The sequence below is a fragment of the Pantoea sp. RCC30.1 genome, assembly GCF_058148845.1.
Map to the genome: position 1 here is coordinate 8,429 of NZ_JBXUHX010000045.1, position 17,432 is coordinate 25,860.

Genomic DNA, 17,432 nt, shown 5'->3' on the forward strand with positions numbered 1-17,432 from the left:
ACATCCATAGCTCAGCTGGATAGAGTACTCGGCTACGAACCGAGCGGTCGGAGGTTCGAATCCTCCTGGATGCACCATATCTTAAGTCTCAAAAATCTTCTCTGCTCCTGAAAATCCCTCAACGAATCATGGCGTGATCATCGCTAAGACCTTACCAGACACCACACTTTTGCATAACTAATCGCCCGTGACCTAAAGTAAGCAAGTTTCAAGTACCCCCTGCATTTACCCTCAGGCTTTACCCGTACTGTTTTCCTGATTAACCCGCCTTACTATTCATCATTCTGACTTAAGCGACTCACAGCGCCCTTTTCACACGTTAGCACTCTCCATTTTGCTGCCCACGCCCGTCCGCCGCCGCTTGTCTGCCAAAAGAATGTTAAAAAATCGCTGAAAATTCGTACGGTTATTACTGGTCGCGCACAATCACCTTTATCTGAAAACAAAAATTGCTAATGCTTTCAAAGCATTTGCTGTTCATCCCCCCTGGCGACAACCTGTCCACATTAGGCTAAAGTAATGGCTCATTTGGTGAAGGTCCGGAGTGACAATGTACGATCAATATGACGCCCTGATTTTCGATATGGACGGCACGATTCTTGATACTGAGCCGACACATCGAAAAGCGTGGCGTCAGGTACTGGCGCGTTACGGATTAACGCTGGATGAAGAACGTATTATCGAGTTCAATGGCGCACCCGCCTGGCGGCTTGCGCAGTTCATCATTGAATCCAATCAGTCGTCACACGACCCTCATCTTCTTGCCGCAGAAAAAACCGCTGCTGTAAAAGCGATGCTGCTGGAAAACGTTAAGCCGCTGCCTTTAATGGACGTGGTGAAAGCGTACCACGGGCGTCGTCCGATGGCGGTAGGTACAGGAAGCGAACATAGCATGGCAGAGGCATTACTGACGCAGTTGGGCGTGCGTGAGCTCTTTGCGGCAGTCGTCGGCGCTGACGACGTACAGCGTCATAAACCTGAGCCTGAAACCTTCTTACGCTGTGCTGAGCTGATGGGTATCGCTCCGGCACGTTGTGTGGTGTTCGAGGATGCAGACTTTGGTATTCAGGCCGCGAAGGCGGCAGGCATGGCTGTGGTGGATGTCCGCTTACTGTGAGTGACGTTCTTACCTATGCCTCAATGTTCGGCAGCAGTTTTCTGAGTGCGACGCTCCTGCCGGGAAGTTCTGAAGCATTGCTGATAGCACTATTAATAGCAAAAAAGACATCAGTTTACGGGTTGCTTTTAGCCGCATCACTGGGAAACACCTTGGGCGGTTTAACCAACATTTTTATTGGTCGCTTGCTGCCGCTAAAACGTCAGGGGCGATGGCATGACACAGCAATGACGTGGTTGCACCGACTGGGACCAGCAGCACTGTTATTCAGCTGGCTGCCGGTGATAGGTGATCTGCTCTGCGTTCTCGCAGGCTGGTTACGTTTCGCCTGGCTACCCGCGATGCTGTTTCTCGCTATCGGCAAAACACTGCGTTATATCGTTATCGCGACTGCCACATTACAGGGTATGCAATGGTGGCATTGATTCGCACAGATTCGAGGCTACGGTTAACATTATGCTGAACAAAAATAAATTATTATCACAGCGGGGGGGTAATGTGATCCCGGACGTATCTAAAGCGCTTTCCTGGCTGGAAGCGCATCCCAATGCCCTTAAAGGGATTGGCCGTGGCATCGAACGTGAAACGCTGCGTGTACAGGAAAATGGCGATCTGGCAAAAAGTGGCCACCCGGAGTCTCTGGGCTCGGCGCTGAAGCATGACTGGATCACCACTGATTTTGCCGAAACGTTACTGGAATTCATCACGCCAGTGGATCACAGCATCGATCATATGCTGGCATTCCTGCGCGATATCCACCGTCACGTTGCCCGTGAACTGGGTGATGAACGCATGTGGCCATTCAGTATGCCGTGCGTGATTGACGACGCGGACAATATTGAGCTTGCGCAATATGGCACATCCAATATCGGTAAGATGAAGACACTCTACCGCGAAGGCCTGAAAAACCGCTACGGCGCGTTGATGCAGACCATCTCCGGCATTCACTATAACTTCTCGCTGCCCCTCTCATTCTGGCAGGAGTGGGCTGACGTAAAAGATCAGGAAAGCGGAAAAGAGACCATCTCAGCGGGCTACCTGCGGCTGATCCGCAACTACTATCGCTTCGGCTGGGTGATTCCGTATCTGTTTGGTGCATCGCCAGCTATCAGCTCCAGCTTCATGCAGGGTCGAGAGAGCGCGCTGCCGTTCGAAACCAATGACAAAGACACGATGTGGCTGCCGTACGCCACCTCGCTGCGGCTGAGCGATTTAGGCTACACCAATAAATCGCAGAGCTCTCTGGGCATCACGTTTAACTCGCTGGAAGGCTATGTCACTGCGCTCAAAAAAGCGATCAAGACGCCGTCAGAAGAGTATGCAGCGATGGGCACCAAAGATGCTGACGGTAACTGGCTGCAGCTCAACACCAACGTGCTGCAGATTGAGAACGAGCTCTATGCCCCTATCCGGCCTAAGCGTGTGACACGCTCGGGTGAAGCGCCTTCTGATGCGCTGCTACGTGGTGGTATCGAATACATTGAAGTGCGTTCGCTGGATATCAACCCGTTCTCTGCCATCGGCGTCGATGAGAATCAGGTTCGCTTCCTCGACCTGTTCCTGATCTGGTGTACCCTGGCCGATGCGCCGGAAATGAGTGCAGATGAGTTGCAATGCACCCGCAAAAACTGGAATCGGGTGGTGCTGGAAGGGCGTAAACCGGATCAGAAAATTGCTGTGGGCTGCGGAGAAGCGGAACATTCGCTGGTTGAAGTGGGCAAAACTCTGTTTGCCGATCTGCGTCGGGTTGCTGAAGTCTTAGACAGTCACAATCAGGACAGCACGGAATATCAGCAGGTTTGCGATCAACTGGTAGCATCGTTCGACGATCCTGAGCTAACCTACTCGGCGCGCATTCTTCAGGCAATGAAGGAGAATGGTGTAACCGGAACCGGCGTGGCGCTGGCTGAACAGTACCGCCATCTGCTCTGCGAAGAGCCGCTGGAAGTGCTGACAGAAGAAGATTTCATTCGTCAGGCGCAGGAATCTGTAGCTGCACAGCAGCAGCTGGAAGCGAATGATAAGCTGGATTTTGAAGCGTATCTGGCGAGCCGGGAAGGGTAGAAAAGAAAAAGGCCACATCAATGTGGCCAAATTAACATCTCTGTTGTCAGGGATGATGATGATAACAAATGCGCGTCTTTCATATATTCAGACGTTGGGCGAACAGAAAAGTTTCATCGTTTAAAAAAAATTCTCAGAACAGGAGGTGACGTATGCCACTACTGGACAGTTTTACCGTTGATCACACCATCATGGGCGCACCGGCAGTACGCGTTGCGAAAACCATGAAGACTCCGCATGGCGATACGATTACCGTTTTTGACCTGCGTTTTTGCCGCCCGAACATTGATATCCTCACTGAGCGTGGCATTCATACGCTGGAGCATCTCTTTGCCGGATTCATGCGTGATCACCTGAATGGTGACGGTGTGGAAATCGTCGATATCTCGCCAATGGGCTGCCGCACCGGCTTCTACATGAGCCTGATTGGTACGCCAGACGAGCAGCGCGTTGCAAAAGCGTGGAAAGGAGCGATGGAAGATGTTCTGAAAGTGAAAGATCAGAACCAGATCCCTGAACTGAATGAATACCAGTGTGGCAGCTACAAGCTGCACTCTCTGGATGAAGCGCAGCAGATCGCCCGCAATGTGCTGGCGCATGAGATCGGCGTTAACCGCAACGAAGATCTGAAACTGCCTGCTGAAAAGCTGAAAGAACTGCACATCTAGTCAGGGCTTCTCTGCTAAAAAAACGCCGCATCATGTCGATTGCGGCGTTTTTTTATGGCTTCAGGAACCCACTGATTTTTTCAGCGGCGTTTTCGGCGTAATGCGCACTTGTTTAATCATGTTGTCCTGCACATCCAATATATCGACGTTGTAGTGGCCGATCTGAACACGGGTGGAGATGGCAGGGATCTCTTCCAGCGCCTCCAGCAGCATGCCGTTGATGGTGCGGGCTTCCTGCTCGGGCAGATGCCAGTTAAACGCCTTATTGATTTCACGCACGCTGGCACTGCCTTCAATCAGCACGGAGCCATCATTCTGCGGCATCACTTCTTCTGCCAGCGACGGTGACATGGAGGTAGTGAAGTCACCGACAATCTCCTCCAGAATGTCCTCTATCGTCACCAGACCTTTGATGTCGCCATACTCATCCACCACCACTCCCGCTTTCTCTTTGTTGCGTTGAAACTTCACCAGTTGGGTGTTCAGCGGCGTACCTTCGGGGATGTAGTAGATCTCATCGGCGGCGCGCAAGAGTGTCTCTTTGGTGAACTCTTTTTTCTCCGTCATCATGCGCCAGGCTTCGCGCACCCGCAGCATGCCGACGCAGTCATCCAGCGAGTCCCGGTACAGCACAATGCGGCCGTGGGGAGAGTGGCTCAGCTGACGGACTACCGACTTCCAGTCATCGTTGATGTTGATACCGACAATCTCATTGCGCGGCACCATGATGTCGTCAACGCTGACTTTCTCCAGGTCGAGCACAGAGAGCAGCATGTCCTGGTTACGGCGTGACATCAGGCTACGCGACTCATAGACGATGGTGCGTAACTCCTCTTTGCTCAACGCGGAGTTAATCGCGCCGTCAGCGCGGATACCTGCCATCCTCATCAGCAGCCGGGTAATGGTGTTCAGCAACCAGACCAGCGGCAGCATGATGTATTGCAGCGGGACCAGCAGCAGACTGCTGGGGAAGGCAACGCGTTCAGGATAGAGCGCCGCCACGGTTTTCGGCAGCACTTCAGCAAATACCAGCACCACAAAGGTCAGGATACCGGTTGCGATCGCGACCCCTTCATCACCGTGAATACGCATGCCCACGATGGTGGCGAGTGCGGAGGCCAGAATATTAACCAGGTTATTGCCGATTAAGACCAGGCTGAGCAAACGGTCAGGACGGCGCAATAGCTTCTCTACCCGGCGTGCGGGGCGACTGCCGTTTTTGGCCTGATGGCGCAGTTTATAGCGGTTAAGCGTCATCATTCCGGTTTCCGACCCGGCAAACCAGGCGGAAACCAGTACCATAACGCAGAGAATAATAATCAGCGTGGTGGTTGAAACATTCTCCAACGCAGAACTTCCTTTTTAACGAGAGGTAGGGACAAGCAGATGCTGCAGGATGCGACTGCCGAAGTAAGCCATGGTTAACAGCACCGCACCGCTGCAGTTAAACCAGACGACGCGGCGACCACGCCAGCCTTCATGATAGTGCCCCCACAGCAAAACGATATAAACAAACCACGCGATGATTGAGAGCACCGCTTTGTCAACGTTTTCTGCGCTGAAGAGATCCTGCATATAAAACAGACCGGTGCAAAGCACCAGCGTTAACAGCACAACGCCGACCTGGGTGATATGAAACATCTTACGTTCGATAGTCAGCAGCGGCGGCATATCCTGGGTGAACGCCAGCCGCTTGTTTTTCAACTGGTAATCGATCCACGCAAGCTGCAGCGCATAGAGCGCGGCAATGATCAGGGTTGCGTAGGCGAACAGCGACAGGCCGATATGAATCATCATGCCTGGCGTGGTTTCCAGATGGGTGATGAACGCATTCGGGACAAAGGTGGCGAAGGCCAGATTGATCAGCGCGAAGCTGTAAACAATCGGCAGCAGCAGCCAGCCACGGTTGCGTGCCGCCACAATGGTCATGATGGCGCAGATCAACAGGCTGACCAGCGAGCCTATGTTGAGCAGGCTTAAATTCTGTCCGCTATCAACCGCAAATATGCGTTGCTGCAGGGCCACCGCGTGTGTCACCAGCGCCACACAGGCAGAGAGCATCGCCATTCGCCGCCAGCCGCCGTTACGTTTCAACAGGCTGGGAATGATCAGGGCAAGACTTAAGGAGTAGGCGAATAGCGCCACTATCGCGAAAACGAACATAGATCCTTTCAGGTTCAGTCAGATAAGGAAAAAGGCAGTATAGCGCCAGCCGAAGCAGGCTCCAAACGATCTGAGGGGCAATTGCAGAGATCGGCAAGGCTTCGTGTTATAATCCGCCGCATTCTGCCGATCAGGCGCCTCGCGATCTTTTTTTTAGTGAGAGACCATGTTTGATAATTTAACCGATCGTTTGTCGCAAACCCTGCGAAATATCAGCGGCCGCGGAAGGCTGACTGAAGAGAACATCAAAGAGACCCTGCGTGAAGTGCGCATGGCACTGCTTGAAGCTGACGTTGCGCTGCCAGTGGTGCGTGACTTCATCAACCGTGTGAAAGAGAGCGCGGTCGGTCATGATGTGAATAAAAGCCTGACACCGGGTCAGGAGTTTATCAAAATCGTTCGTAATGAACTGGTTGCGGCGATGGGTGCTGAGAACAATGCACTCGACCTGGCCGCTCAGCCGCCAGCCGTAGTACTGATGGCGGGCCTGCAGGGTGCCGGTAAAACTACCAGCGTTGCTAAGCTGGGTAAGTTCCTGCGTGAGAAGCACAAAAAGAAAGTCTTAGTGGTTTCTGCCGACGTATATCGTCCGGCAGCAATCAAACAGCTGGAAACGCTGGCACAGCAGGTTGGCGTGGATTTCTGCCCATCCGATCTCAGCCAGAAGCCAGTCGATATCGTCAACAATGCGCTGCGTGAAGCTCGCCTGAAGTTCTACGATGTGCTGCTGGTGGATACCGCGGGTCGTCTGCACGTTGACGAAGCGATGATGGACGAAATTAAACAGGTTCATGCCGCGATTAAGCCGGTAGAAACGCTGTTTGTGGTCGATGCCATGACCGGTCAGGATGCGGCAAACACGGCTAAAGCCTTTAATGAAGCGCTGCCGCTGACCGGTGTTATTTTGACCAAAGTTGACGGTGATGCACGCGGTGGTGCGGCGTTGTCCATTCGCCATATCACCGGCAAACCGATTAAATTCATGGGTGTCGGCGAAAAGACCGAAGCCCTTGAGCCGTTCTATCCGGAGCGTATCGCTTCGCGTATCCTCGGCATGGGTGACGTACTCTCCCTGATCGAAGATATCGAAAGCAAGGTTGACCGCGATCAGGCGGAGAAGCTGGCTAAGAAGCTGAAAACCGGCGATGGTTTTGATCTCAATGACTTCCTTGAGCAGCTGAAGCAGATGCGCAACATGGGCGGCATGGCCAGCCTGATGGGTAAACTGCCGGGTATGGGACAGTTGCCTGACAATGTTAAGTCGCAGATGGATGACAAAGTCCTGGTGCGTATGGAAGCCATCATCAACTCGATGACGCGCAAAGAGCGTGAGAAACCAGAAATCATCAAAGGCTCGCGCAAGCGCCGCATTGCTACCGGCTCCGGTATGCAGGTGCAGGATGTTAACCGCTTATTGAAGCAGTTCGACGACATGCAGCGTATGATGAAGAAAATGAAGAAGGGCGGTATGGCGAAAATGATGCGCGGCATGAAGGGTATGATGCCGCCAGGTTTCCCTGGCCGCTAAAGCGTTCCACAAAAAAGCCCGAAAAGGCACGGTTTAGGTTGCTTTTTTCGCCAAAATGATTAAAATTTTCGGGCTTTTTATACAGCACCCGGACCCCGTTCCTCGATGGGGGCCGGGTGTTTTATTAACTGAAGAGGATGTTATGGTAACAATTCGTTTGGCACGTCACGGCGCTAAAAAGCGTCCGTTCTATCAGGTCGTCGTCACTGACAGCCGCAATGCACGCAACGGTCGTTTCATCGAGCGCGTTGGTTTCTTCAACCCGATCGCATCTGGTCAGGCTGAAGGTCTGCGTCTTGATCTGGATCGTATCGAGCACTGGGTTGGCCAGGGCGCAACGCTTTCTGATCGCGTTAACGCGCTGGTCAAAGAAGCTAAGAAAGCAGCTTAATCTGTCACGGTGGTGAGCATGAGCAGACAACTTGCCGCACAGCCTCCTGTTAACCCGATTGTATTGGGTAAGATGGGAGCCGCCTACGGTATTCGCGGCTGGCTCAAAGTGTTTTCCTCCACTGAAGACGCTGAAAGCATCTTCAACTACCAACCCTGGTTCATCCAGCGCGCCGGTAAATGGCAGCAGGTCGAACTTGAAGGTTGGAAGCACCACAATCAGGACCTGATCATCAAAGTCAAAGGCATTGAAGATCGGGATGCGGCGGCTCAGTTAACCAATTGCGAGATTCAGGTTGACTCGACGCAGTTGCCATCGCTGGAAGAGGGCGACTACTACTGGAAAGACCTTATGGGCTGCCAGGTGGTTAACCTCGAAGGCTACGAGATGGGTAAAGTCATTGATATGATGGAAACCGGCTCGAACGACGTTCTCGTCGTTAAGGCAAACCTGAAGGATGCGTTCGGTGCTCAGGAGCGGTTAATTCCGTTTCTTGATGAACAGGTTATCAGGAAAGTCGATCTCTCTACTGGCGTCATTGAGGTAGATTGGGATCCTGGTTTTTGATCTCCGAATCGAACGGTAACGTAACGGCGAATACAATGTGGATTGGTGTTATTAGCCTGTTTCCAGAAATGTTTCGCGCTATTACCGATTACGGGGTAACTGGCCGGGCTGTAAAAAACGGTCTGCTCAGCATTCAGAGCTGGAGTCCTCGTGACTTCGCTCACGACCGGCACCGTACCGTGGATGATCGTCCTTACGGCGGCGGACCGGGAATGCTGATGATGGTACAACCCTTACGGGATGCCATCTCCGCAGCGAAAGCAGCGGCAGGTGATGGGGCCAGGGTGATCTATCTTTCACCTCAGGGTCGCAAACTGGACCAACAGGGCGTTTGCGAACTGGCGGCACGGGACAAGTTAATTCTGGTCTGTGGCCGTTATGAAGGGGTTGATGAGCGCGTAATACAGACCGAAATTGATGAAGAATGGTCAATCGGTGATTACGTTCTCAGTGGCGGGGAACTGCCAGCAATGACGATGATTGACGCAGTCGCCCGGTTTATCCCCGGCGTACTCGGCAAGCAAGCGTCAGCCGATGAGGATTCGTTCTCTGAGGGTTTGCTGGATTGTCCGCACTATACCCGACCTGAAGTGTTAGACGGCGTGGAAGTCCCGGCAGTATTACTGTCAGGTAACCATGCTGATATTCGCCGCTGGCGTCTGAAGCAGTCGCTAGGCCGTACCTGGCTGAGAAGACCTGAACTTCTGGAAAACCTGGCTCTGACTGAAGAGCAAGCAAGGTTGCTGAATGAGTTCCAGCGGGAATCTCAGCAGCAACAAAACGATGATGTGGAAGAGTAAGCTCTTCCCCGACTATCAGTTTACCCAGGATATGAGATTTAATTATGAGCAACATTATCAAGCAAATTGAACAAGAGCAGATGAAACAGGACGTACCTTCCTTCCGCCCGGGTGATTCCGTGGAAGTGAAAGTATGGGTCGTTGAAGGTTCTAAAAAACGTCTGCAGGCATTCGAGGGCGTGGTTATCGCTATCCGTAACCGCGGTCTGCACTCTGCATTCACTGTTCGCAAAATTTCTAACGGCGAAGGCGTTGAGCGTGTATTCCAGACTCATTCACCTGTAATTGACAGCATCGCTGTTAAACGTCGTGGCGCTGTGCGTAAAGCCAAACTGTACTACCTGCGTGAGCGTACTGGTAAGTCTGCTCGTATTAAAGAGCGTCTTAACTAAGGTATCGCTAACGCGACATCTAAAAGTTAATAGCAAACAAGGGGTTGGCGTGATGCCAGCCCCTTTTTTTATGCCTTTGTCCACGGATTGGCTACGCAGATTTTTTTTGTGGTCAGTTGTAGGCATTAAAAAACCCGCCGAAGCGGGTTAGAGCCAGAGTTGGCCTTGGGACGTTTTGGTGCCTCCACGGGCAGGGTGGGGCGGTACGGGATTTACTCTGCCTGGGCACATGATTATATCGGTTACAGTTTCTAAGGATTTGAAGGTACACCCACAGTTTATGTTCTGGCATTGATTGTATCGTTCTTTTGTGTTCTCAGAGAGCACAACACTGCTGCGAGTGTGTGCAGCGTGAGAGCACTTTGGACAATTCATCATTTAGGATTCGCCCTGTTGATTATTTAACTTGATCATACCTACTGATTATCCAAAAGGATAATAAATATTACTATTGTAAGCTTGGGTCCTCGATTTTAACCTCAAGTTCGATATTGGTTGTATACCCGCTGTCCGCGCTCAGGCTGTGCGTCAGCGTTGTAATGATCCATTCCGCGGCATCTATCTGTTGTTTAAAGCCACTGACCTTAACCGGCATTTCTGTATAAAGCTCAGCGCGCCCCTTTGCCAGCTGGATTGAGAACGTTGCCACACCACGCTGCAGGCGTTCCCACTGCATTTTGGCCGCCCGTTCAGCGTTGCCCCGGTTCGCGTAAGTGCGGCTAAGTACCAGCACGTTCTCGTCCGTGCCGATCAGGTAATCGCCCTGTTTTGCCTCCGGCTCCTTTTTCTTCTTCGCCGTGGTTTTACGTCGCCTGCGCTTCACCTTCGCCACCGGCTTCTTTGTCGGTTCGCGGGTGTGCAGCCAGCTGGCAATAACGCCGGTGTAGGCGTCCCGGTCCGCCAGGGTGAAGCGGTGGCCGTCTCCGTCCCTGCGCTGAAGGGTGATAACCGGCAGCGCTCTGCCGCTTGCCGTCTTTCCCTGGCCCTGCCGGATAAATAGCAGATTACCGTCCTTGATGCAGGCAACCGCTCCGCACTGTTTAGCCAGGCGCATCATAAAGCTGGCGTCTGATTCGTTGGTCTGATCGAGGTGGTCAATATCCATCTTTGCCATATCCTCACCCATCGCCATTTTCAGCTTATGCCGCCCGGCCACCTCACGGACAATTTCGCCCACGCTGGTTTTGTGCCAGGACTTTTCACGCTTCGTGTTCAGCGTCTGCCTGAAGTCCGCGCTGCGCGCCCGCAGCGTCAGGCTGTCCGGCGTGCCGCTGTGTTCGATTTCGTCAACGGTATAGTTGCCTTTCGGGAAAAGCGGCGCATCCTGCCAGCCCAGCGACAGGGAAAGCACCACACCACGGCGCGGCAGCTGCAGCTGGCCGTCCGCGTCGTCCAGCTCGATGTCCAGTTGGTCCGCTTCAAAGCCCCGGTTGTCAGTAAGCGTCAGGCTCAGCAGGCGCTTTTCCAGCTTCTGCGTGATGTCTGCGCCGTCCATCGTCAGCCGGAACGCCGGTGAGTTCTGCTGGCCGTTAATCCACGGGGTTGTCATCATGAGAATAACCCTCCCGCTGCTGCACTGACCTTACCGGCTGCGGTAACTGTTGCGCCCTGCATGGCAGACAGCTGATCGCTGAGGCTGCCGAACATTTCCCCCAGTAATTCATCGGTGCGCTTCAGCGTCAGCGTGAATTCAATGCGGCGGCACACGCCGCTGCTGAAGAACTCCGCTTTGGTCTGACTCAGGCTTTCAATCACGAACATGCCATAAATCGTCCCGCTGCCCTCAATAAGCGGCCACGCGCGGCCCAGCTCTGCAATCTGCTCCAGCGCAAACAGCGACAGCCTGCCGCCGGTAATCTCCGGCAGTAGCACGCCGGAAAGTGTCAGCGTGTCATTGTCCGGTCCTAAGAACTGCAGCGACGGCCTCACGCCTACGCGGCTGTTCGACGGGAAACGCCAGCTGCGCTGATACTGCAGTTCCTGATAGGGCACCGTCCTCAGCATGAAAACAAATAAGCCCAGCGTCATCATCATTCCTCAAATCCTCCCCTGTCCCGGTAACTGCTGCGGGCACGGGCCTGCGCCTGCCGCTCTTTTGCCTCTATCCTGCGCATCACCTCATCAACCAGATCCTGCTGGCTCTGTCCCGGCTGCTGCACAATGGTGAAGGAGGCGTGAATCTGCGGCGCAGCCCCCTGTACAGCACTGCCACTCATGCGCGGTGCTTCCTGCCGGTACGCCTGAACCGGCAGGCTGAGCGGGTGCAGCGGCTTCGCCTCCGCTGTCTCTCCGGCATCGCCCAGCGTCAGCGCCGCCAGTGCTGCCAGCCGTGCGGTGCTCCGGCGGCTGGTCACGTTTGCAGGACCGCTGACCAGCTCCGGCCCGTTCTCACCGGCCACGCCGAACTGCCCGGACGGGATGAAACCGCCGCTGTCGTACATGCCCGCAAACCCGGGGAATCCGCCCGGCGGCAGGGATACACCGCCACCCGTTTTTGCAGTTGCCGGGCGCGGCAACTGCGGCCCGCCGGTCTTATCACCGCCCGGCTTAAGAAAGTCCGGCAGGTAGTCGGTCAGTGACGACAGCTTGTTTTTAATGGCGTCCCACTTCTGGCTGATACCCGCCATCAGTCCGTCAATCATCTGTGAACCGGCCTCCTGAAACCGCGCGGGCAGGGCCTTCGCGTCGGCGACAATCTCACCCCACTTAGTGCTGATGTAGGTGCGGATTGCACTCCAGACGCTGCTGACCTTTGTGCTGATAGCGTCCCAGATGGCGGCAAGCTTTGGCCCCAGCGTGTCCCAGTTCTGCCAGATAAGAAGCGCTCCGGCGGCAATCAGCCCGATAACGGCCAGAATCGGGTTTACCATCATCAGCCGCCCCAGCCACAGCACGCCGTTCCCCACGATGCCGATAGCGCTTTTTATTAATCCAAACGCGCTGAATGCTTTTATTCCCAGCACATTAAAGCTGAGCCGAAGCAGCGCCATCGGCCCAAGCACCGCCGCCAGGCCGATCATGAGCGTACCCAGCGCCAGCACAATCACGGATATGACCGCCGCTGCTTTTACCAGCGTGCCCGCCAGCTCCTTGTTGTTTTCCACCCAGCGGCGGGTCACGCCGGTGACTTTCTTCACCATATTCATGATGTCCATCAGCGGCGTGCGCAGTGAATCGCCCAGGCCGCTCATGGTGTTTGACACGCCGGTTTTAGTCAGCATCCACTGTGCGGAAAGTGAATCCTTGTTAATGTCAGATTCTTTCTGCATCGAACCCTTTGCAGCATCCCCCTGTGTCAGCGCCAGCTGCCTGCGCAGCTCCGGCATGTTATTGACAAGCTTTGCCGCTGCAGGGCCGAACTCCTTGCCAAAGAGCATCGTCAGCGCGGGCACTCTCTTGCTATCCGGCAGTTTTTTAACCTTTTCCAGAACGCGCATGATGGTGCCCATCGCATCCGTGGTCATCTGCTTTTCAATCTTTGCCGGGTCCAGTTTCAGCAGGTCCATGCCGTCCATAAACCGGTTACTCTGCATCGTGGCTATAGACAGTTCGCGCACCATTGCATTAGCGGAACTGGCCGCAATCTCAGAGGTGGCACCCAGCGTCAGGAATGTTGAACCCAGTGCCGCCACCTGTCGGAAGTTCATCCTGTCGGCCACGCCACCCATGCGCTGCAGCACATCGATGATGTCTGAACCTTTGGACATGGCGTTATCGTCCAGGTAGTTCAGCGCATCGCCCAGCTGCTCGATGTTGCGCGTGGGAATTTTGTACAGCTGCGCAATCTTGCCCAGCCCTTCGGCCAGCTCACCGGCGGGTAGCTCAAACGCCGTTGACGCCTTCGCCGCCGTGGTGGCAAAGGCCATCAGGTCGCGTTTCTGGTCCTCATAGGAATCGTTCTGGTTTGTTACCCCCATGCGCGCGCCGCCCTCAACCAGCGCGGCGTAGTCAATCGCGCCGTTTTCCATCGGCAGCTGCTCACTGGCGGCCTTGATGGCGGCCTGCATGTCATAGAACTGCTTCGTGCGGTTGCCTTTGTCGTCACGCAGTCCATTAACCTGCTTTGCCACACCCTTCATGGCGTCTTCCATTGCTGCTGATGCATGTACGGTAGCAGCAACAGGCGCAACCATCGCCAGCCCGGCGGCGGACGTTGCCGCCCCGGCACCGGCCACGCGATCGCGCACCTCCAGCGAGCGGGAATATCGCTCACGTACCGCGCTCAGCTTTGCCTGCCGCTCTCCCAGCTTTTTAAGCGACAGCTGCTGACGGTCAATGGCGGCGCGCGCCTCGTCCGACTGACTTTTAAGCTCGCGCTGTGCCTGGCTCAGTTTCTTCGTGTCGATACCGGCAGCGCCCAGCGCCTCACGCTGCCGCTGCACTGACAGGCGCAGCCCGTTGTAAGTCTGCTGCAGCTGGCTGGCGCGGTTTTTTGCCTGCTCCAGCACGCGGGCCTGCGCGGCGGTAGGCTTGTTTGTTTCCGTAAACTGCACGGCCAGCCGCGCCGCTTCTTCGCGGGCGGCTTTAAGGTTATTGGCAGTGATGGCAAGCTGCGAGCGGGTTTTACGGAAGCCGTCAATGCGCCCGGCCTGCGCGTCCAGTGCCTTGAGGGTATTGCGAGTGTCGCGCAGCGTGCCAGCCAGCTCACGTGTGCTGTCGCGGGCGCTGCGGAAGGGACGTGTCAGCTTATCGACCGCGCCCAGAACGACCTGTAAACGCAGATTTTTATCACTCATCGCTGGCCCTGTGTCGCAGGATTGCTTTGTGCCGCCACTCCAGCACCTCGGTCAGCGTCATGGACTCGGTAACGGAGGGCGGCCAGTGAAAGACGGTGGCGATGTCTGCCACCAGATCGTCTACCGTCAGGCCGTCGCTAAATCCGACAGGACCGACTTCTTCAGCAAAAAAGTGACCACCTCCACCGACAGGCTGACCAGATCGGCGGGGTCCATTTCGTTAATTTCCGCTGTGGTCAGCGCCGGGGTGGTGATACGCGGCAGCACGGTGATCAGTGCATTCACGTCCATGTCCAGCAGCGCCTGCAGGCGGGTGCCGCGTAGCGCACCGGACTGCGGCTTGCGCACGGTGATGGAAGTGATTTCTGTTTTACCGCGCAGGATCGGGGTGTCCAGCTCAACGACTTTTTCATTTGAAGCGGTTTTATCAGTCATGATTTGATTCCGTTAAAAAGAGAGATAAGCGGCAGGCTCAGCGCCTGCCGGGGTGATTACAGGCCCAGCGCGTTGCGGTGCGCTTCCATCAGGTCGGTGCCGCCCACGATTTCGATCATGTTCACCAGATCGCACTCATAGAGCACTTCGCCATTGATGGTCAGCTTTGCGTAACTGTTGGTGCCGGACACTTTGGTGGTGCTGGATTCGCCGGTTTTCCATTCGCCGGAATCAAGCTCCTTGTAGCGTCCGCGCGTGACCAGCTCGACCGCCTGCACTTCGCCGGTGTCGTCGCGCTGAATGGAGCCGGTAAAGCGCAGCTGAATGCCGTCCACGGTGGTGGTGCCCATCTGCTTAATCAGCAGTGCTTCAGTGCCGCCAATGGTGAATTCCGTGTCCAGCGCGCCGTCGTCCAGGCCCATGTCGATGTCCACCGCACCGGCCATGCCGCCGCCGCGATACTTCTCAAACTTGCGGGTAAATTTCGGCAGCGTCACGGACTCAACCAGCCCCTGCCAGTTGTTGCCTGCATTGAACAGGTTCAGGTGCTTGAGTTTGCGGGGTAATGCCATCTTTCCGTCTCCTTATGCGCTGACGCGGCTGCTGAAATCGACCAGGTACTGGTCAGTGATGCGCTGGCGCAGCAGCAGGTTTTCCAGTGGCGGCACCGGCGTGTAGTCGTAATCGATCAGCAGCTTGCCCGCCTTAAGCGTGTCCTTGTCGTTCACGCTCTCGTCCAGCCAGCAGTCCGCACCAATCAGATAGCCCTGATTCACCAGGCTGCGCAGCTTCGCGCGGATGCTCTCGATGATGTCGCGGGCCAGCGACGGGTTCAGCGCGCCGTCAACGGACCACATCTGCGCTTCTGCCATCGTGTCCATGAGCACCTGCGCCGTGCGGGTGTAACACTCAAACTGAAACAGCGCGTCATCACTGAGGCAGCGGGAACCCCAGAAGCGGAAGCCGTCTTTACGGATCAGCGTGGTGACATCGCTCTGGTTCAGCAGGCCCGCATCAGTGGCCGGATCCTGCAGGTCCCAGAAGACGTCTTTTGAAATGCCGGTGACGCCGTTCACACCCACGTTTGACAGAGATTTATGCCAGCCGGTCTGCTGGTCGATTTTGGCGCGCAGGCCCAGCGCGCGGGCGGTGGCGTAAGCCGTCGCGTCCGCCTTCAGCACGGTGTCAAAACTGATGAAGTCAGGCCAGATCAGCATCCCTTCGCGCTGGCTGAAGTTACTGCGGTAGGCAATCGCCTCTTCAACGCTCTTGCAGCCATACGCGGACAGGTAGGCAAAGCCGCGAAGGCTCTGCGCCACGCTCAGCAGCTCGGTGGCAACGGCTTTGGTGTCGTGGCCCGGCACGCCCAGAATGCGGGGCTTTACGCCGCACACGGACTGTGCAGCCAGAAGCGCCTTCATGCCGGTGCGCTGGCCGTCGGTCACGCCGCCGATGATGTTGGCGGTGGTTTCCGCTTCGGTTTCGCCCTGCGGCACGCGCACGACGACGGTGACGGGTTTCGACTGATCGGCGATGGCGTCCAGTGAGCGGGCCAGTGTGCCGGACTCTCCGGCCTTACCGCTGGCGGTGAGTACGTCGGTTAACAGCACCGGGCGATTAAGCGGGAAGGTGGCCGCGTCGGCGTCGTCGCCGGTGCAGACCAGCCCGACAATCGCGGTGCTGACGGTGGTGATGGTTCGGGTGCCCTCGTTGATTTCCTCAACGCGCACGCCGTGGTGATAATCCTGTGCCATGTGGCGGTTCTCCTGTGAAGGGGTTCCGCTATGGTCTATGGTCCTCTATGACGGGGCACGTGGTGGCTGTTGTGCCATATCTGACACAACAGGTGCGGCGTTTTCGCGCAGGGTTTTCTGTTCCGGGGCGGGGATATACCGGTAAAGCGTCTTCACTGACACGTCCAGCACCAGTGACACCTGCAGCAGCGTTGCGCCCTGCGCCAGCATCCGCCGGGCACGTTCCACCGTTTCCGGCGTCATCTTTCGCCGCCTTCCCCCGATGCGCCCTTTATCACGCGCAGCGGCCAGCCCGGCGCGGGTACGTTCTATGATCAGCTCGCGTTCCATTTCCGCCAGGGCACCCATAACGTGGAAGAAAAACCGGCCCATTGGCGTGCTGGTATCGATGCTGTCGGTGAGACTACGAAAGTTCACGCCGCGTTCGCGCAGCTCTTCGGTCAGCATGACCAGATGGCGCATACTCCTGCCCAGCCGGTCCAGCTTCCACACAACCAGTGTGTCGCCGGGCTGCAGGCAGCGTAGCGCCTTCTTCAGCCCCGGCCTGTCGCTGGTTTTCCCGCTTATCCTGTCCTCGAATATCAGCTCACAATCTGCGCTCTGCAGCGCAATCCGCTGTAAGTCCGTGTTCTGGTCATTTGTTGACACCCTGATGTAGCCAATCAGCACGCTGAGTTCTCCGCAAATGGCCGCAAGTTTGCCAGTGCCGCCCGGCACCGGGCCAGGTGTTTGTTTCTCAGAAACCTCGGTTTAACAGAAAAGTTTTCAGGGCGTTTATTGAAGTTAAATCGCATCACTGAAAACGCTTCTTACGATA

Annotated in this window: 20 protein-coding genes; 9 read left to right on the plus strand and 11 right to left on the minus strand. The window is 55.6% G+C overall.

What is annotated here, in order from left to right; translation table 11 throughout:
- The first annotated feature begins 550 nt into the window (after positions 1 to 550).
- The 4 genes from yqaB (at position 551) to luxS (ending at position 3,849) form a co-directional block, all read left to right on the plus strand.
- Positions 551 to 1,117, plus strand: coding sequence for a fructose-1-phosphate/6-phosphogluconate phosphatase (gene yqaB, locus AC2LB6_RS22865; RefSeq protein WP_490095233.1), 567 nt, complete (start codon positions 551 to 553; stop codon positions 1,115 to 1,117).
- On the plus strand, positions 1,114 to 1,542 hold the full coding sequence (locus tag AC2LB6_RS22870) for a YqaA family protein (RefSeq protein ID WP_490095234.1): 429 nt from the start codon (positions 1,114 to 1,116) through the stop codon (positions 1,540 to 1,542). Before yqaB ends, AC2LB6_RS22870 begins: the two co-directional genes overlap by 4 nt.
- Before the next feature lie 31 nt (positions 1,543 to 1,573).
- A complete protein-coding gene (gshA, locus tag AC2LB6_RS22875; protein ID WP_490095235.1) occupies positions 1,574 to 3,181 on the plus strand; it encodes a glutamate--cysteine ligase in 1,608 nt (535 codons plus the stop codon).
- A 152-nt stretch (positions 3,182 to 3,333) separates the two neighbouring features.
- Complete coding sequence (luxS, locus tag AC2LB6_RS22880) at positions 3,334 to 3,849, plus strand: S-ribosylhomocysteine lyase (RefSeq protein ID WP_009086888.1); 516 nt, start codon at positions 3,334 to 3,336, stop codon at positions 3,847 to 3,849.
- Between the two features lie 60 nt (positions 3,850 to 3,909).
- On the opposite strand, the gene AC2LB6_RS22885 is transcribed toward luxS, so the two are convergent.
- Positions 3,910 to 5,196, minus strand: coding sequence for an HlyC/CorC family transporter (locus AC2LB6_RS22885; protein ID WP_490095236.1), 1,287 nt, complete (start codon positions 5,194 to 5,196; stop codon positions 3,910 to 3,912).
- Positions 5,197 to 5,211: 15 nt separating this feature from the next.
- A complete protein-coding gene (locus AC2LB6_RS22890; protein ID WP_090965656.1) occupies positions 5,212 to 6,012 on the minus strand; it encodes a cytochrome C assembly family protein in 801 nt (266 codons plus the stop codon).
- Between the two features lie 166 nt (positions 6,013 to 6,178).
- On the opposite strand from AC2LB6_RS22890, the gene ffh reads away from it, so the two are divergent.
- From ffh to rplS, 5 genes are all read left to right on the plus strand, one after another.
- Positions 6,179 to 7,540: a signal recognition particle protein gene (gene ffh, locus AC2LB6_RS22895; protein ID WP_003849043.1), complete on the plus strand. Its 1,362-nt coding sequence runs from the start codon at positions 6,179 to 6,181 to the stop codon at positions 7,538 to 7,540.
- 142 nt (positions 7,541 to 7,682) lie between these two features.
- Positions 7,683 to 7,931, plus strand: coding sequence for a 30S ribosomal protein S16 (gene rpsP, locus AC2LB6_RS22900; protein ID WP_003849041.1), 249 nt, complete (start codon positions 7,683 to 7,685; stop codon positions 7,929 to 7,931).
- Positions 7,932 to 7,949: 18 nt separating this feature from the next.
- Positions 7,950 to 8,498 carry a ribosome maturation factor RimM gene (gene rimM / locus AC2LB6_RS22905; RefSeq protein WP_003849039.1) on the plus strand — a complete coding sequence of 183 codons (549 nt, stop codon included), beginning with the start codon at positions 7,950 to 7,952 and terminating at the stop codon, positions 8,496 to 8,498.
- A 35-nt stretch (positions 8,499 to 8,533) separates the two neighbouring features.
- The gene (gene trmD / locus AC2LB6_RS22910) at positions 8,534 to 9,298 is read left to right on the plus strand and encodes a tRNA (guanosine(37)-N1)-methyltransferase TrmD (RefSeq protein WP_490095237.1); all 765 of its coding nucleotides are present in this window, start codon (positions 8,534 to 8,536) and stop codon (positions 9,296 to 9,298) included.
- Between the two features lie 44 nt (positions 9,299 to 9,342).
- Complete coding sequence (rplS, locus tag AC2LB6_RS22915; protein ID WP_003849035.1) at positions 9,343 to 9,690, plus strand: 50S ribosomal protein L19; 348 nt, start codon at positions 9,343 to 9,345, stop codon at positions 9,688 to 9,690.
- 147 nt (positions 9,691 to 9,837) lie between these two features.
- Here rplS and AC2LB6_RS22920 read toward each other — a convergent pair whose 3' ends face one another.
- The 9 genes from AC2LB6_RS22920 to AC2LB6_RS22960 form a co-directional block, all read right to left on the minus strand.
- The gene (locus AC2LB6_RS22920; protein ID WP_072044056.1) at positions 9,838 to 10,068 is read right to left on the minus strand and encodes an ogr/Delta-like zinc finger family protein; all 231 of its coding nucleotides are present in this window, start codon (positions 10,066 to 10,068) and stop codon (positions 9,838 to 9,840) included.
- A gap of 70 nt (positions 10,069 to 10,138) precedes the next feature.
- Positions 10,139 to 11,239 carry a phage late control D family protein gene (locus AC2LB6_RS22925; RefSeq protein ID WP_490095244.1) on the minus strand — a complete coding sequence of 367 codons (1,101 nt, stop codon included), beginning with the start codon at positions 11,237 to 11,239 and terminating at the stop codon, positions 10,139 to 10,141.
- On the minus strand, positions 11,239 to 11,724 hold the full coding sequence (locus AC2LB6_RS22930; RefSeq protein ID WP_490095238.1) for a phage tail protein: 486 nt from the start codon (positions 11,722 to 11,724) through the stop codon (positions 11,239 to 11,241). Before AC2LB6_RS22930 ends, AC2LB6_RS22925 begins: the two co-directional genes overlap by 1 nt.
- Entirely contained in the window at positions 11,721 to 14,426 is a 2,706-nt protein-coding gene (locus AC2LB6_RS22935; protein ID WP_490095239.1) for a phage tail tape measure protein, read from the minus strand. The genes AC2LB6_RS22930 and AC2LB6_RS22935 overlap by 4 nt, the downstream gene beginning before the upstream one ends.
- The gene (locus AC2LB6_RS22940) at positions 14,419 to 14,538 is read right to left on the minus strand and encodes a GpE family phage tail protein (protein ID WP_033786692.1); all 120 of its coding nucleotides are present in this window, start codon (positions 14,536 to 14,538) and stop codon (positions 14,419 to 14,421) included. Before AC2LB6_RS22940 ends, AC2LB6_RS22935 begins: the two co-directional genes overlap by 8 nt.
- Before the next feature lie 14 nt (positions 14,539 to 14,552).
- Positions 14,553 to 14,861: a phage tail assembly protein gene (locus AC2LB6_RS22945; RefSeq protein ID WP_490095240.1), complete on the minus strand. Its 309-nt coding sequence runs from the start codon at positions 14,859 to 14,861 to the stop codon at positions 14,553 to 14,555.
- A 56-nt stretch (positions 14,862 to 14,917) separates the two neighbouring features.
- Entirely contained in the window at positions 14,918 to 15,433 is a 516-nt protein-coding gene (locus AC2LB6_RS22950; RefSeq protein ID WP_060680951.1) for a phage major tail tube protein, read from the minus strand.
- Between the two features lie 12 nt (positions 15,434 to 15,445).
- A complete protein-coding gene (locus AC2LB6_RS22955) occupies positions 15,446 to 16,615 on the minus strand; it encodes a phage tail sheath protein (RefSeq protein WP_490095241.1) in 1,170 nt (389 codons plus the stop codon).
- Positions 16,616 to 16,660: 45 nt separating this feature from the next.
- Entirely contained in the window at positions 16,661 to 17,284 is a 624-nt protein-coding gene (locus AC2LB6_RS22960) for a recombinase family protein (protein ID WP_490095242.1), read from the minus strand.
- Positions 17,285 to 17,432: the final 148 nt, after the last annotated feature.

Bases quoted from the DNA above. Each gene is read 5' to 3' on its own strand.
- yqaB (WP_490095233.1), top strand. From the start codon at position 551: ATGTACGATCAATATGACGCCCTGATTTTCGATATGGACGGCACGATT.
- gshA (WP_490095235.1), top strand. From the start codon at position 1,574: ATGCTGAACAAAAATAAATTATTATCACAGCGGGGGGGTAATGTGATC.
- luxS (WP_009086888.1), top strand. From the start codon at position 3,334: ATGCCACTACTGGACAGTTTTACCGTTGATCACACCATCATGGGCGCA.
- AC2LB6_RS22890 (WP_090965656.1), bottom strand. From the start codon at position 6,012: ATGTTCGTTTTCGCGATAGTGGCGCTATTCGCCTACTCCTTAAGTCTT.
- ffh (WP_003849043.1), top strand. From the start codon at position 6,179: ATGTTTGATAATTTAACCGATCGTTTGTCGCAAACCCTGCGAAATATC.
- rpsP (WP_003849041.1), top strand. From the start codon at position 7,683: ATGGTAACAATTCGTTTGGCACGTCACGGCGCTAAAAAGCGTCCGTTC.
- rimM (WP_003849039.1), top strand. From the start codon at position 7,950: ATGAGCAGACAACTTGCCGCACAGCCTCCTGTTAACCCGATTGTATTG.
- trmD (WP_490095237.1), top strand. From the start codon at position 8,534: ATGTGGATTGGTGTTATTAGCCTGTTTCCAGAAATGTTTCGCGCTATT.
- rplS (WP_003849035.1), top strand. From the start codon at position 9,343: ATGAGCAACATTATCAAGCAAATTGAACAAGAGCAGATGAAACAGGAC.
- AC2LB6_RS22920 (WP_072044056.1), bottom strand. From the start codon at position 10,068: ATGATGAATTGTCCAAAGTGCTCTCACGCTGCACACACTCGCAGCAGT.
- AC2LB6_RS22925 (WP_490095244.1), bottom strand. From the start codon at position 11,239: ATGACAACCCCGTGGATTAACGGCCAGCAGAACTCACCGGCGTTCCGG.
- AC2LB6_RS22930 (WP_490095238.1), bottom strand. From the start codon at position 11,724: ATGATGATGACGCTGGGCTTATTTGTTTTCATGCTGAGGACGGTGCCC.
- AC2LB6_RS22935 (WP_490095239.1), bottom strand. From the start codon at position 14,426: ATGAGTGATAAAAATCTGCGTTTACAGGTCGTTCTGGGCGCGGTCGAT.
- AC2LB6_RS22945 (WP_490095240.1), bottom strand. From the start codon at position 14,861: ATGACTGATAAAACCGCTTCAAATGAAAAAGTCGTTGAGCTGGACACC.
- AC2LB6_RS22950 (WP_060680951.1), bottom strand. From the start codon at position 15,433: ATGGCATTACCCCGCAAACTCAAGCACCTGAACCTGTTCAATGCAGGC.
- AC2LB6_RS22955 (WP_490095241.1), bottom strand. From the start codon at position 16,615: ATGGCACAGGATTATCACCACGGCGTGCGCGTTGAGGAAATCAACGAG.